This window comes from Azospirillum sp. B510 (assembly GCF_000010725.1).
Classification (GTDB): domain Bacteria; phylum Pseudomonadota; class Alphaproteobacteria; order Azospirillales; family Azospirillaceae; genus Azospirillum; species Azospirillum lipoferum_B.
The window spans coordinates 442,093-456,179 of record NC_013859.1; the positions used below are offsets into that span (position 1 = coordinate 442,093).

Below are 14,087 nucleotides of genomic sequence, written 5' to 3' on the forward strand. Positions count from 1 at the left end.
CCGCCATGACCAGCCTCACCGACAGCACCGCCTCCGACCTCGCCCGCGTCCAACGCAAGGCCCGCCGCGCCCACACCCTCAACCGCGTCGCCGCCGTCCTGACCACGATCGGCCTCGGCTGGCTGGCGCCGCTGCTGCGGCTCGCCGCCGGCGAGACTCCGCGCCAGCAGGGCATCGAGCTGTGGCGCCAGATGGGCATCCCGCTGACCGCCATCCTGCTGTTCCTCGCCGCCTGGGGCTGGGCCGCCCCGCAGGTCCAGACCAGCCTGGGCGCCATTCCCGGCCCGGCCCAGGTGTGGGAACAGGCGACCAACCTCTATGCCGACCACAAGGCCGAACGCGCCAAGGAGGCCGCCTTCTACGACCGGCAGGCCAAGCGCAACGCCGAGATCCTGGCGAAGGACCCGAAGGCGGAGGTCAAAACCCGGCCCTATGCCGGCAAGCCGACCTATCTCGACCAGATCGTCACCAGCCTGAAGACCGTCTTCACCGGCTTCCTGCTCGGCGCCCTGGTGGCGGTGCCGCTGGGGGTGGCGAGCGGCCTGTCACCGACCGTCAACGCCGCGATCAACCCGCTGATCCAGATCTTCAAGCCGGTGTCGCCGCTGGCCTGGCTGCCGCTGGTCACCATGGTGGTCAGCGCCACCGTGTCGGGCGGCGACCCGCTGTTCGAAAAGTCCTTCCTGACCTCCGCCATCACCGTCACGCTGTGCTCGCTGTGGCCGACGCTGATCAACACGGCGGTCGGCGTCTCCTCGATCGACCGCGACCTGATGAATGTCGGCAAGGTGCTTCAACTGTCGGGCTTCACCATGGTGCGCCGCCTCGTCCTGCCGTCGGCCCTGCCCTACATCTTCACCGGCCTGCGGCTGTCGCTGGGCGTGGGCTGGATGGTGCTGATCGCGGCGGAGATGCTCGCCCAGAACCCCGGCCTCGGCAAGTTCGTCTGGGACGAGTTCCAGAACGGCTCCTCCAACTCGCTGGCCAAGATCATGGTGGCTGTCTTCACCATCGGCCTGATCGGCTTCCTGCTCGACCGCGTGATGCTGGCGCTCCAGTCCGCCGTCAGCCACAGCCCCGCCCGCTGAGGAGACCGGCCATGGCGATCCTGGACCTGAAGGGCGTGTCGAAATCCTACGGCGGCACCACCATCCTGCGCGACATCGACCTGTCGATCGAAGAGGGCGAATTCGTCGCCATCGTCGGCTTCTCCGGCTCCGGCAAGTCGACGCTGATCAACCTGATCGCCGGTCTGGCGATGCCCGACAGCGGCGAGCTGCTCTATCGCGGCAAGGCGGTCACCGGCCCCGGCCCGGAGCGTGGGCTGGTCTTCCAGTCCTATTCGCTGATGCCCTGGCTCAACGTGAAGGAGAATGTGGCGCTCGCCGTCGACGCCGTCCACAAGGCCAAGCCCTCGGCCGAACGCGGCGTGCTGACCCGCCGGGCTGTGGAGACGGTCGGGCTCGGCCACGCCACCGACCGCCGGCCGAAGGAGCTGTCGGGCGGCATGCGCCAGCGCGTCGGCTTCGCCCGCGCGCTCGCCATGAGCCCGGAGATGCTGCTGCTGGACGAACCGCTCTCCGCTCTCGACGCCCTGACCCGCGCCAAGCTCCAGGACGAGATCGAGGCGATCTGGCGCAAGGACCGCAAGACCGTCATCCTCATCACCAACGATGTGGACGAGGCGATCCTGCTGGCCGACCGCATCATCCCGCTGACGCCGGGTCCGAACGCCACGCTCGGCCCGGCCTTCACCGTCGATCTGGCCCGCCCGCGCGACCGCGCCGCCGTCAACCATGACGAGGAGTTCAAGCGCCTGCGCGCCGCCGTCACCGCCTGGCTGATGGAGGTCGGCGTCGCCCGCGGCACCGGCGGCGGCGAGAACCTCACCCTGCCCGACGTGAAGCCGATCACCGCCGCCCCGCCACCCGCCGCCTATATCGAGGCGATGGGCGGACGCGGGATGGAGGACCGCTATCTCGAATTCACCCGCCTGACCAAAACCTTCGCCACGCCCAAGGGGCCGCTGACCGTGGTCGACGGCTTCGATTTGAAGATGCGCAAGGGCGAGTTCGTCTCGCTGATCGGCCATTCCGGCTGCGGCAAATCCACCGTGCTGTCGATGGTCGCCGGATTGGCCGACGTGACCAGCGGCGGCATCGTGCTGGACGGCAAGGAGGTCGGCGGCGCCGGCCCCGACCGCGCCGTCGTCTTCCAGGCCCCCAGCCTGTTTCCCTGGCTGACCGCCTATGAAAACGTCATGCTCGGCGTCGACCGCGTCTTCCCCCATGCGGGCAAGGGCGAGCGCGCCGACATCGCCCGCTATTACCTCGCCCGCGTCGGGCTTGGCGATGCCATGGACCGCAAGGCGTCGGATCTCTCCAACGGCATGAAGCAACGCGTCGGCATCGCCCGCGCCTTCGCCCTGTCGCCCAAGCTGCTGCTGCTCGACGAGCCTTTCGGCATGCTCGACAGCCTGACCCGCTGGGAGTTGCAGGAGGTGCTGATGGAGGTGTGGGCGCGGACCAAGGTGACGGCGGTCTGCGTCACCCACGACGTGGACGAGGCGCTGCTGCTGGCCGACCGGGTGGTGATGATGACCAACGGCCCGAACGCCAGGATCGGCCACATCCTGAGCGTCGACATCCCCCACCCGCGCACCCGTCAGGCCCTGCTGGAGCATCCGCGCTATTACGAGTACCGGGAGGAACTGCTGAACTTCCTGGAAGGCGGCCATGCCGGGGCGCCGAAAAAGGCGGCATGACCGCTTTCACTCCCCGGAAAGCCCACCGAAGACCCATCGACAAGCTGGCCCCGCCGGGTCAGCCTGTCGTCTTTCGGCAAGACTGACGGGGAGTGAGGACATGAAGCGCGTGACCCTGCCGGACGGCACCGAGGTTCCGGCCCTCGGCCAGGGCACCTGGATGATGGCGGAGGGGCGCGGCGACCGCGCCGCCGAGATCGCCGCCATCCGGGCCGGCATCGACCACGGCCTGACCCTGATCGACACCGCCGAGATGTATGGCGACGGTGCATCGGAGGAGCTGGTGGGCGAGGCCATCGCCGGCCGGCGCGACGGCCTGTTCATCGTCACCAAGGTGCTGCCCAGCAACGCGTCGCACACCGGCGCGATCCGCGCCTGCGAGCGCAGCCTGAAGCGGCTGGGGATCGACCGCATCGACCTCTATCTGCTGCATTGGCGCGGCGGCGTGCCGCTGGCCGAGACGGTGGAGGCGTTCGAGACGCTGATCCAGGCCGGCAAGATCGCCCGCTGGGGCGTGTCGAACTTCGACGTCGGCGATCTGGAGGAGTTGGCGGAGACCACCGACCTGCACGGCTGCGCCGTCAATCAGGTGCTCTACAACCCCGAGCATCGCGGCATCGAATATGACTTGCTGCCGTTCCAGCACACGGCGCGGATGCCGGTGATGGCCTATTCCCCGATCGGCCAGGGCGGCCGGCTGCTGCGCTCGCCGGCCCTCTCGGCGGTGGCGAAGCGCCACGACGCCACCCCGGCGCAGGTGGCGCTGGCCTGGGCCTTGCGCCAGCAGGGCGTCATCGCGATTCCCAAGGCGGGGACCAGGGCGCACGTCGTCCAGAACGCCGAGGCCGCCAGGCTGACCCTGACCGGTGAAGACATGGCGGAGATCGACCGCGCCTTCCCGCCGCCCAAGCGCAAGCAGCCGCTGGCGATGATCTGAGGGCGCCCGGCGGGGGCGCTCACCCGTCGATCGGCGCCAGCAGAAAGTCGAGGTCGTCGGCGGTCAGCAGATCCTCCGCCGTCCGGTCCTGGTCATAGACCGCCTCGCCCAGCCGGCGCTTGCGCTCCTGAAGCTGGACCATGCGCTCCTCCACCGTGCCGGTGGTGACCAGCTTGTAGACGAAGACCGGCTTGTCCTGGCCGATGCGGTGGGCGCGGTCGGTCGCCTGATCCTCGACCGCCGGATTCCACCAGGGATCGTAATGGATCACCGTGTCGGCGGCGGTCAGGTTCAGCCCGGTGCCGCCGGCCTTCAGGCTGATGAGGAACAGCGGCACCTCGCCGGCCTGGAACCGGTTGACCGGCGTCTCGCGGTCCCTGGTGTCGCCGGTCAGCTCGACGAAGGGGATGGCCAACCGCTCCAGCTCCGGCCGCATCAGGTCGAACATCGAGGTGAACTGCGAGAACAGCAGGATGCGCCGCCCGTCGGCCAAAAGTTCCGGCAGCATCTCCAGAAGCCGGTCCAGCTTGGCCGACGCCGCTCCCTTCGCCACCCGCTTGCGGGCACTCTCCAGCTTCACAAGACGCGGGTCGCAGCAGACCTGCCGCAGCTTCAGCAGCGCGTCGAGGATCGTGATGTGGCTGCGGGCCAGACCCTTGCGCGCCACCTCCTCGCGCACGCGCTGGTCCATGGTCAGCCGGATGGTCTCATAGAGGTCGCGCTGGCTGTCGCCGGCCTCCACCGCCTCCAGGATCTCGGTCTTGGGCGGCAGCTCCGCCGCCACCTGCTCCTTGGTGCGGCGCAGCAGGAAGGGGCGGACGCGGCGGGCCAGCACGCGCTGGCGTTCACCATCGCCATGCTTTTCGATCGGCGTGCGGAAGGTCCGGCGGAAGCCGGTGCGGTCGCCGAACAGCGAGGGCACGCAGACCGCGAACAGCGCCCACAGCTCGTCCAGATTGTTCTCCACCGGCGTGCCGGTCAGGCACAGGCGCTGTCGCGCCTCCAGCGCCTGCGCCGCCTTGTAGGATTGCCCCGCGGGATTCTTGAGATACTGCGCCTCGTCGAAGATCGCCATGTGCCAGGGCTGGGCGGTCAGAACCTCGCGGTCGCGCGGCAGCAACGCGTAGGAGGTCACCACCAGATCGTGATCGGCCAATGACCCATGGGCCTCCTTGCGCTGCGGACCCTGCAAAACCAGCGTGCGCAGCGCCGGGGCGAAGCGCTGCACCTCCGCCCGCCAGTTGCCGAGCACGCTGGTCGGCGCGATCAGCAGGCTGGGACGGTCGAGCCGCCCGGCCTCCTTCTCCGCCAGCAGATGGGCCAACGCCTGCACGGTCTTCCCCAGCCCCATGTCGTCGGCCAGGATGCCGCCGAAGCCGTGGGTGCCAAGGAATTGCAGCCAATCGAGCCCGGCCTGCTGATAGGGGCGCAGGGTGGCGCGCAGTCCCTGCGGCGGCGTTACCGCCGGTACGCCGCCGGCCTCGCGCAGGGCCCTGCCCATGTCGCGGACGGCATCGGCGCCCAGCAGCGGGATCCCGGCCGCCGAAGCCGCATCCTCCAGCGCCGACAGGTCGCCCAGATGGGACCGGCCGATCCGCAGCTCGCCACCGGCTTGCAGACCGAACAGTTCCATCAGCACGCCGATCATCGGCTTCAGCCGCTCCACCTCCAAGGGGATGTAGCGGGTGGCGGCGATCCGCACGAACATCGTTCCGGACGGCGCCAGCTGCTCCAGGACCGCCTCCAGCCCGGCCTCCCGCCCAGGGGACGCAGGTGGCTCGTCAATCCCTTCATACTCATGGAACTCATCGTCGAGCAGATCCGGGTCGATCCGGGCCAGCGCGTCGATCACCTGACGCAGGATGGGCAGCAGGTCGATGCGCTCGCCGCCGATATCGACCCCCAGCGACAGGCTGAACCAGTCGATGCCGGATCCGTCCCCGACCTCGAACGCCCAATCCTTCGGCGCGTCCAGAACCTCGAAGGGAAAATCCGGGGCGACCTCGATGCCCCAGCCGTCGGCCCGCAGCTCCGGCAGAATGAAATGGCAGAAGTTGAGCCAGATCGACCGTTCCTCGAACTCGTCGCCGGGTGCAGCGAACAGCTCCTCCCGGACCGGCGGGGCGCCGCCGACGCTGAGCGGCAGCGGCGGATGGTCGAGATCGGCCTCCTTCAGCCGTTGGACCGCCTTCTTCTCTTCCGCCCGCTGACGCTGGGCGGTGACCAGGGTGCCGTCCTCCATCCATTGCAGCGGCGGCCCTCCCCGCTTCCAATGCAGCCGGGTGCCGGCATAGTCGAAATACAGGTCGGCCACCGCCAGTTCGGGCAGCGCCATCAGGCCATAGGACGGGCGGTAATAGCCGGATGACAGGAACGGTCGCGCCAGCCCGAGACGAAGCACCGGCCGCGGCGCGATGCGGCGCCGCTCGGCCCGCGCCGGGGGATCAGGCAGGACCGGCAGGCGACCGCCGAACCGCTCCGCCTCGGCACGGAAGGCCGCCACCTCTCCCGGCGGCAGCGGCGGGGCCGACAACAGGGCCACCGCGATGTGCGGGGACACCGCCGCCTCGACCGGACCGCAGGCGGCCATCGCCGGATCGACATAGAGCAGCGGCACGGTCGGCAGCGCGATGGCCGGCGGAGTACCGGCGGGCCTCCCTTCGAACCCGATGACGAAACGCTGGTTGCCCGCCCGGTCGCTTTCCCAAACGGGCATGCCGGACAGGGTCGGGCCGGGGTGCAGCGGTTCGCCTTCGCGGAAATCCTGCCAGTACAGCCGCCCGGTGGGCAGCATGCGCCCGATCAGCCAGGGGGCGAAGTCGGACGGCAGCAGGATGTCCTGGGACGTTCTCTGTCCGTTGCGCGATATCGCATCCAACAAGGCATGGTCGGCCGGGGTGACGAATTTCGTCGTCTTCAGCGTGTTGAACCCATACAGATCGTACCGCTTGTCATCGTTGGCGAACTGGCCGTCCTTGCGCAGGCTGACGGAGACGATCCGGAGCAGCAACTGCCGTCCACCGGAGGGAGCCTCGGCAAGGCTCAACAGATAGAGCAGCCGCTTGCGCACCGTATCGGCATAGTGGCTGTCCGAATCCCGCAGCGCCGCCGCATCCAGCCGCGCCAGCAGCTCCTTAAGCGGCGCCGAAAGCTCGGGCTCCGCCGGCGTCTTCGTTTCCTGATCCGCCACCACGGCCCGTAACGGTCCGGGCGCCGATGACGATTGAGCAGGGCGGGGCGGGGCGGCCGGTCGCTCCGCCCAGGCCAGCATCGCCGCCACGACATGCTTGCAATTATAGCCGACCGGACAGTCGCACATGCCGTCGAGCATCCTCGGCATGCCCTTGACCAGCTCGACCGAGATGTCCTGCTTGTAGAGTGCGCGGCCCGATCCCCGGACCGACGCGATCACGGTCCAGCTGTCGCCGTGCCGATGCCGAGCCTCGACCTGCTTGACCCGTCCCTCCAACCAATAGGCCCGGCCCCGCTCGAAAGTACCGGGATCGACAAGGCGGCGAAGATCGGACGAAGCAAACACGAGCGATGTCTCCTTTTCCGCCGGCTGGTCACCGCTGACCGGCCCGCCGACGGTTCGAAACGGAGGCGCATTATCGGCAACCGGCCCAATGGCCGCAACCCGCCGCGCTGCGTCGCATGCGCCATCCGCCCGGAATCTTCGGCGCAAATGGCGAAGGCCGCCAACCCGTTCCGGTTGGCGGCCTTCAGAATGGTGGTCCCGACTGGGATTGAACCAGTGACCCCTACGATGTCAACGTAGTGCTCTCCCGCTGAGCTACGAGACCACGGGAACCTGAACCTATCGCTCCGTAATGGAGCGGGCGAAGGGATTCGAACCCTCGACCCCAACCTTGGCAAGGTTGTGCTCTACCCCTGAGCTACGCCCGCAAAGTGGCGCGAGTGACGGGACTTGAACCCGCGGCCTCCGGCGTGACAGGCCGGCGCTCTAACCAACTGAGCTACACCCGCGCTGAGGAGCGGCGCCTTTTACAAGACATCACCCCGATAGACAAGACCTAAACCCTACCCGAACCTTCAGAAGTGGTGGAGCCAAGGAGGATCGAACTCCTGACCTCTACAATGCCATTGTAGCGCTCTCCCAGCTGAGCTATGGCCCCACGATACTTCTGTTCCTCTTCACCAACACTTGGAGTGTTGGTGCGCTTGGAGGGACTCGAACCCCCACGGCCTTTCAGCCACTAGGACCTGAACCTAGCGCGTCTACCAATTCCGCCACAAGCGCTTTCCCCGCACCGCGTTGGGCGCCGCAGGGAGCGCCTATGTAGCGGGATGGATCGCGGCCCGCAAGCGAAGAATTCACTCACCGCGAAAAATTTTTCGGGCGTCCTCAGCCGGCCGAAAAGCGCAACCTCATGGTGTGGCTGTAGGTCTCCCCCGGATCGAGCCGGGTCGAGGGGAAATGGCCGATGTTCGGGCTGCCGGGAAAGCGCTGGGTCTCCAGCGCCAGACCGGCGAAGCGGCGATAAGGCCGCCCGCCCTTGCCCACCACCCTCTCGCTGAGATAGCCGCCGCTGTAGATCTGCAAGCCGGGCTGGTCGGTCGCCAGCTCCATCCGCCGGCCCGATGCCGGATGCTCCAGCACCGCCACCGGCCGCAGCTCGCCCGCCGGCCCCTCCAGGCACCAGTTGTGGTCGAAGCCGAAGCCGCCGACCGCCGCCAGCGCCTCGCCCAGCAGAACGCCGTCGCGCAGGTCGAACGGCGTGCCGTCCACCGGCCGCACCTCCCCGGTCGGGATCAGGTCGGCGCCGACCGGCGTGGTGAAGCCGCCGCGCACCGCCAGCCGGTGGTCGCCGAGGTCACCCGACGCATGCCCCCCGAGGTTCCAATAGCTGTGATGGACGAGGTTGACGATGGTCGGACGGTCGCTTGTCGCCGTCATGCGAATGTCCAGAACGCCGTCGCCGGTCAGCCGGTAGCGCGTGGTCGCGGTCAGCGTTCCCGGATAGCCCTGGTCGCCGTCGGGCGAGACCAGCGTGAAGGTGACGGCGTTCTCCGCCTCCTCCACGTGCGCCTCCCAGATTCGCCGATCGAACCCTTCGGGTCCGCCATGCAGCTGGTTGGGCGGCTCGTTGACGGCCAGCGCGTGGCGCACGCCGTCCAGCGTGAAGGCGGCCCCGCCGATGCGGTTGCCATAGCGGCCGCAGGTGGCGCCGAAATAGGCGTCGCTCGCCAGATAATCGGCCAAGCGGTCGAAGCCCAGCACCACGTCGGCCGGCTCACCGTCACGGCCGGGCACCATCATCCGCAACAGCCGGGCGCCATGGGCGATCACCGTCGCCTCCAGCCCGCCGGCGGAAAGTACGAACCCCTCCACCGGCCGGCCATCGACCGTATCGAACAGGAAACTCTCGATGGGCATCACGCCTCCGCCGGTTCGCCGCCGCGGCCGGCCCAGACCGCCAGCAGGCCCTTCTGCAACAGGATGAAGACGAACAGCAGCACGCCGATGGCGATCTTGGTCCACCAGCTGCTCAAGGTGCCGTCGAAGGTGATGTAGGTCTGGATCAGCCCCTGGATCAGCACGCCGACGAAGGTGCCGACGACATAGCCGTAGCCGCCGGTCAGCTGGGTGCCACCGATCACCACCGCGGTGATGGTGTCCAGCTCCACCCCGGTCGCCGCCAGCGAATAGCCGGCGCCGGTGTAGAGCGAGAAGACGATCCCGGCCAGCCCGGCCAGCAGCCCCGACAGCCCATAGACCGCCACGGTCGTCCGCGCCACCGGCACGCCCATCAGCTCCGCCGACTGACGGTTGCCGCCCAGCGCGTAGAGGTTGGCGCCGAAGCGCGTCCAGTGCGCCAGCACCACCGCCGCCAGAACCACCCCCAGCATCAGCAGCGCCGGCAGGCTCAGCTTCAGCCCGAACTCGAAGCGCAGCGCCATGTCGTTCAGCTCGCCATAGAGCGGGTGGTTGATCGGGATCGAATCGGTGGTCAGGACGAAGCCCAGGCCGCGGGCGATGAACATGCCGGCCAGCGTGACGATGAAGGGCGGCATCTGGAAGACATGGATCACCCCGCCCATCGCCGCGCCGAAGCCGCCGGCGGCGATCAACGCCACGGCGAAGGCGGGAACCGGGTGCCAGCCGCCCTGCTCGATCAGTACGGCCAGCAGCACGGTGGTGAAGCCGATCACAGCACCCACCGACAGGTCGATGCCGCCGGACAGGATGACGAAGGTCATGCCGACCGCGGTGATGCCGAGAAAGGCGTTGTCGGTCAAAAGGTTGCCCACCACCCGCCAGGAAGCGAAGTTGGGGAACTGCGCCGCGCACAGCAGGAACCCGACCACCAGCACGGCGGTGGTGACGATCAGGGGAAGGAAACGCTGGAGTGCCCCGGTCATGGCTTCGCCCCTCCGCTGGTCGGCGCCACCGGCGGCTTGACCGTCCCGATCGGCCGGGCCGCCTTGGGGCGCGGCAGGAACAGGGTCAGCGTCGGCGATTGCAGCAGCAGGACGACCAGCAGGACGCCCGCCTTGACGATCAGGTTGAATTCCGGCTTGAAGCCGCTCAGCAGGATGCCGGTGTTCATCGCCTGGATGATCAGCGCCCCCACCACCGACAGCACCAGCCCGAATCGCCCGCCGAGCAGCGAGGTGCCGCCGACCACCACCGCCAGGATGGCGTCAAGCTCCAGCCACAGCCCGGCATTGTTGGCGTCGGCGCCGCGGATGTCGGCGGTGACGATCAGCCCGGCCACCGCCGCGCACAGCCCGCACCAGACATAGACGGCGACCAGCACCACCGGCGTGTTGACGCCGGCCCCGGCGCTGGACAGCCGGTTGATGCCGACCGCCTCGATCATCAGCCCCAGCGCCGTCGCGCGCACCAGCAGGGCCGTCACCGCCAGCAGGGCGATGGTGAGCACCACCGGCATCGGCACGGTCAGGAAGGAGCCGCCGCCGATGAAGGCCAGGGCCGGGCTGGTGAAGGTGACGATCTGCCCCTCGGTCACCAGCTGGGCGATGCCGCGCCCGGCGACCATCAGGATCAGGGTGGCGATGATCGGCTGGATGCGCAGAACCGCCACCAGCAGCCCGTTCCACAGCCCGCACAGCAGGCCCGCCGCCAGCGACGCCGCCAGCACCGCCGGCAGGCTCCAGCCGGCTCCGGTCATGGTGGCGGCGACGGCTCCGGAGATCGCCATGACGGCGCCGACCGACAGGTCGACGCCGCGGGTGGCGATGACCATGGTCATGCCGACGGCGAGCAGCGCCACCGGGGCGCCGCGGTTCAGCACGTCGATCAGGCTGCCGAACAGCCGGCCATCCTGGAGACGGATGGCGAAGAAATCGGGGAACAACAGCCAGTTGGCCAGCAGAACGGCGATCAGCGCGCCATATTGCGGCAGGTTGCGCGCCGGGCCGGGAACGGACGGCGTCATTGCCGCACCTCTCTGTTCGGTGTCTCCGACGCGATGGCGGCGACGATGCGCTCCACGCTGACCTCCCCTCCCCTCAACTCCGCCACATGGCGGCGGTCGCGCAGCACGACGACGCGGCGGCTGTAGGCGACGATCTCCTCCAGCTCCGACGAGACGACCAGCAGCGCCATGCCGTCGGCGCACAGCCGCTCGATCAGGCGGATGATCTCGGCATGGGCGCCGACATCGATGCCGCGCGTCGGCTCGTCGAGGATCAGCAGGCGCGGCTCGGTCGCCAGCCAGCGCGCCAGCAACGCCTTCTGCTGGTTGCCGCCCGACAAAAGCTGGATCGGCCGTTCGGCGTCCGGCGTGCGGATGTCGAGCAGGCGGATGAAGCGGTCGGCGATCTCCTCCTGGCGGCGGCGTGGGATCGGCTTCAGCCAGCCCTGCCGCGCCTGGAGCGCCAGGATGATGTTCTCGCGCACCGACAGCTCGCCGACGATGCCCTCCTTCTTGCGGTCCTCCGGACAGAAGCCGAAGCCGAGCCGCACGGCGTCGCGCGGCCCCTTCAGCCGCGCCGGTCGGCCGTCCACCACCGCCTCGCCGCTGTCGGCGCGGTCCATGCCGAAGACCAGCCGCACCGTCTCCGTCCGTCCCGACCCCAGCAGCCCGGCCAGCGCCACCACCTCGCCGGGGCGGATGTCGAGGTCGAAGGGCTCGACGCTGCGCGCCTTGCCGAAGGCCTTGAATCGGGCCAGCGGCGGACGGGTATCGATCTCCTCCGGACCGAGGTCGATGCGGTGGGCCGCCGCCTCCAGCTCCCGCCCCAGCATCATGGCGACCAGATCCAGGCGCGGCAGCTCGGCGGTGCGCCGCTCGCCGACCAGCCGGCCGTTGCGCAGCACGGTGATGCGGTCGCAGACCTCATAGACCTGATCGAGGAAATGGGTGACGAAGACGATGCCGATCCCATGCGAGCGCAGGGTCCGCATCACCTTGAACAGCACCGCCACCTCCTGCGCGTCCAGGCTGGCGGTCGGCTCATCCAGGATCAGCACCTTGGCCGACATGTCGACCGCGCGGGCGATGGCGATGATCTGCTGGGTGGCGACCGAAAAACGGCCGAGCGGGGCCGTCACGTCGACCGACAGGCCATAGGGTTGCAGAACCGCCCGCGCCCGCCGCCGCATGGCGCCGCGATCGACCAGCCCGAAACGCATCGGCTGGCGGCCCAGGAACAGGTTTTCCGCCACCGACAGGTTGGGCAGCAGGTTCACCTCCTGATAGACGGTGCCGATGTGCAGGCGCTGCGCCTCCTCGACCCCGCGCGGCGCGATCTCCCGCCCCTCCAGCGCCACGGTGCCGCCGTCGCGCTGATAGACGCCGGTCAGCGTCTTGATCAGCGTCGATTTGCCGGCGCCGTTCTCACCCAGCAGCGCATGGATCTCGCCGTGGCGCAGGGTGAAATCGACGCCGTCGAGCGCCTGCACGCCGAGAAACGCCTTCGACAGCCCGCGGATCGCCAGCAACGGAGCGGAAGGGGGAGCGGTGGACGCCGTCATGACGGACCTCGGCGGATATGCGAAAACATGTGGGGAATCGCCCTCCCCCATTTGGGGGGAGGGCGATTTCAACCCCCGCTCAGTAGGCGTCCTTGCGGCGCTCATACTCGGCCTTGGCGGTATCCGGAGTGAACAGCGCCGATTCGGTCTGGATCCACTTCGGCGGCGCCTTGCCGTCCTTCTTGAAGGCGATCAGCGCGTCATAGGCGGGACCGGCCATGTTCGGCGTCAATTCCACCGTGGCGTTCGCCTCGCCTTCCGCCATCGCCTTGAAGATGTCGGGCACGCCGTCGATCGAGACGACCAGGATGTCCTTGCCCGGCTTCAGCCCGGCTTCCTTGATCGCCTGGATGGCGCCGACCGCCATGTCGTCATTGTGGGCGTAGACGGCGCAGATGCCCTTGCCGCCATTCTCGGCCTTGATGAAGCTCTCCATCACCTCCTTGCCCTTGGCGCGGGTGAAGTCTCCGGACTGGGTGCGGATGATCTTCATCCCCGGAGTCTTGGCGACGACCTCGTCGAAGCCCTTCTTGCGGTTGATGGCGGGCGAGGAGCCGACGGTGCCCTGCAACTCGACCACCGCGCATTTGCCGCCGGTCTGCTTGGCCAGCCATTCGCCGGCCACCCGGCCCTCATGCACCGTGTCGGAGGTGACGGCGGTCATGTACAGGCTCTGGTCCTTGGTCTCGATCTGGCGGTCGAGCAGAACCACCGGGATCTTGGCCTCCTTGGCCTCCTTCAGCACCGAATCCCAGCCGGTCGCCACCACCGGCGCGATGAAGATCGCATCGACGCCCTGGGCGACGAAGGACCGGACGGCCTTGATCTGGTTCTCCTGCTTCTGTTGGGCATCAGAGATCTTGAGGTCGATCCCGCGCTTGTCGGCCTCGGCCTTGGCGGTCTTGGTCTCGGCCGCGCGCCAGCCCGATTCGGAGCCGATCTGCGAGAAGCCGACCACCAGCTTCTTGTCGGCGGCCTGCACCGCGCCGAGCCCGATGAAAAGCGCCGCGGCGGCGGTGGCGGCGGAGATCACCCATTTCCTGGACATCCGATTCACTCCCTGAAGGTCTTATGGCGGGGATTTATTGCGGTGCTGGTCGACGAGGGGCCGGCGATGGAACCGGGCGCGGAAACAGCATGATCGCAACCCGGTCCGAAATTGTTCGCTACACCTACTTTAAGTACCTTGAACCATAACTGTCCAATATGATTCTCGACCGCTATGATGCTGAAAAGGATATGTCCGGCCGGTCATCCAACCAAAACCCGGCAAAAAATGGCCGGGCGACGAAAGGCCGCCCGGCCGCGAGGTGACCCCGCTCCATCAAGGAGAAGGGCCGACGCACCCGAGGGAGAGCGCGCCGGGACGCGACCGCAGCGGTGGGATGGAAGAACACCGCCCGCGGCGCGAAGCCGAAAGG

The 14,087-nt window shown here is 68.5% G+C and carries 9 protein-coding genes and 5 tRNA genes; 3 read left to right on the plus strand and 11 right to left on the minus strand.

All coding sequences use genetic code 11. The annotated features are described in order from the left end of the window. The first annotated feature begins 5 nt into the window (after positions 1 to 5). The 3 genes from AZL_RS31890 (at position 6) to AZL_RS31900 (ending at position 3,701) form a co-directional block, all read left to right on the plus strand. The gene (locus tag AZL_RS31890; protein ID WP_012978487.1) at positions 6 to 1,088 is read left to right on the plus strand and encodes an ABC transporter permease; all 1,083 of its coding nucleotides are present in this window, start codon (positions 6 to 8) and stop codon (positions 1,086 to 1,088) included. A gap of 11 nt (positions 1,089 to 1,099) precedes the next feature. After that, positions 1,100 to 2,764: an ABC transporter ATP-binding protein gene (locus AZL_RS31895; RefSeq protein WP_012978488.1), complete on the plus strand. Its 1,665-nt coding sequence runs from the start codon at positions 1,100 to 1,102 to the stop codon at positions 2,762 to 2,764. Between the two features lie 100 nt (positions 2,765 to 2,864). Further along, positions 2,865 to 3,701 (plus strand): aldo/keto reductase, encoded by an 837-nt coding sequence (locus AZL_RS31900; protein WP_012978489.1) that lies wholly within the window; start codon positions 2,865 to 2,867, stop codon positions 3,699 to 3,701. 19 nt (positions 3,702 to 3,720) lie between these two features. Here AZL_RS31900 and AZL_RS31905 read toward each other — a convergent pair whose 3' ends face one another. The 11 genes from AZL_RS31905 to ytfQ all read right to left on the minus strand — a co-directional run bounded on the left by AZL_RS31905 (position 3,721) and on the right by ytfQ (position 13,714). Further along, positions 3,721 to 7,239 carry a DEAD/DEAH box helicase gene (locus AZL_RS31905; protein WP_012978490.1) on the minus strand — a complete coding sequence of 1,173 codons (3,519 nt, stop codon included), beginning with the start codon at positions 7,237 to 7,239 and terminating at the stop codon, positions 3,721 to 3,723. Positions 7,240 to 7,429: 190 nt separating this feature from the next. Beyond that, a tRNA-Val gene (locus tag AZL_RS31910) sits at positions 7,430 to 7,504 on the minus strand. A 28-nt stretch (positions 7,505 to 7,532) separates the two neighbouring features. Beyond that, positions 7,533 to 7,607 (minus strand) — tRNA-Gly (locus AZL_RS31915). Between the two features lie 4 nt (positions 7,608 to 7,611). Next, positions 7,612 to 7,688 (minus strand) — tRNA-Asp (locus tag AZL_RS31920). Between the two features lie 73 nt (positions 7,689 to 7,761). Beyond that, positions 7,762 to 7,837: transfer RNA gene (locus AZL_RS31925), tRNA-Ala, on the minus strand. Positions 7,838 to 7,875: 38 nt separating this feature from the next. Next, positions 7,876 to 7,962 (minus strand) — tRNA-Leu (locus AZL_RS31930). A gap of 105 nt (positions 7,963 to 8,067) precedes the next feature. Further along, positions 8,068 to 9,099, minus strand: coding sequence for an aldose epimerase family protein (locus AZL_RS31935; RefSeq protein WP_012978491.1), 1,032 nt, complete (start codon positions 9,097 to 9,099; stop codon positions 8,068 to 8,070). After that, entirely contained in the window at positions 9,099 to 10,085 is a 987-nt protein-coding gene (gene yjfF / locus AZL_RS31940; protein ID WP_012978492.1) for a galactofuranose ABC transporter, permease protein YjfF, read from the minus strand. The genes AZL_RS31935 and yjfF overlap by 1 nt, the downstream gene beginning before the upstream one ends. Continuing rightward, complete coding sequence (locus AZL_RS31945; protein WP_012978493.1) at positions 10,082 to 11,125, minus strand: ABC transporter permease; 1,044 nt, start codon at positions 11,123 to 11,125, stop codon at positions 10,082 to 10,084. Before AZL_RS31945 ends, yjfF begins: the two co-directional genes overlap by 4 nt. Then, positions 11,122 to 12,666 (minus strand): galactofuranose ABC transporter, ATP-binding protein YtfR, encoded by a 1,545-nt coding sequence (ytfR, locus tag AZL_RS31950; RefSeq protein WP_012978494.1) that lies wholly within the window; start codon positions 12,664 to 12,666, stop codon positions 11,122 to 11,124. Before ytfR ends, AZL_RS31945 begins: the two co-directional genes overlap by 4 nt. A 79-nt stretch (positions 12,667 to 12,745) precedes the next feature. After that, positions 12,746 to 13,714 (minus strand): galactofuranose ABC transporter, galactofuranose-binding protein YtfQ, encoded by a 969-nt coding sequence (gene ytfQ / locus AZL_RS31955; RefSeq protein ID WP_042446715.1) that lies wholly within the window; start codon positions 13,712 to 13,714, stop codon positions 12,746 to 12,748. Positions 13,715 to 14,087: the final 373 nt, after the last annotated feature.